Annotated in this window: 1 pseudogene; it reads left to right on the top strand. The window is 73.6% G+C overall.

The features are described 5' to 3' along the window. Positions 1-484 (top strand): annotated as a pseudogene (locus tag NBW84_RS10640) (4-amino-4-deoxy-L-arabinose transferase); the annotation flags it as partial.

The raw sequence follows: 484 nt of genomic DNA, 5'->3' as shown, positions 1-484 counted from the left end.
TGGCACCCGCGGCATGGCGAGCCTGTGGCTGGGCATCGACCCCTATCTGCTGTGCGCGGGTGTCGTCGCCGCGTTCCCGGCGCTTTTCGTCAGACGTCTGCGAATGGTCGCGGTACTGCTGCTGATCCAGTTCGCCTTCATGTTCCGGAACGGGTACATGCCCTATGCGTACGTGACGGCGATGCTGCCGTTCGCGGCGCTGTGCGTGGCCGGCATGCTCGACGCGCTGCTGCCGTACTACCGGCCACCGGCCGCCGACAGCGCCCGCGGCCGCCCCGAGGCCATGGCCGGCAGCGCGCTCCACGGCCTGCCACGCGATCCGGCAGCCACCGGCGACACACATCCGCTGTCCCTGCCGGGCCCGGCCGCCACCTCACTCCCGGCAGTGGCCCCGTTCCCGGCCGCTGCCCCGCTTCCGGCCGTAGCCCCGTTCCCGGCCGTGCTCCCGGCGGTGGCCCCGCTTCCTCCCGCGGCCGAGCCTCCC

It is taken from the genome of Protofrankia sp. CiP1_Cm_nod2 (assembly GCF_920664355.1).
Classification (GTDB): Bacteria; Actinomycetota; Actinomycetes; order Frankiales; family Frankiaceae; genus Protofrankia.
The sequence above is the reverse complement of the archived record's forward strand: the minus strand, read 5'-3'. Positions and strand labels throughout refer to the sequence as shown.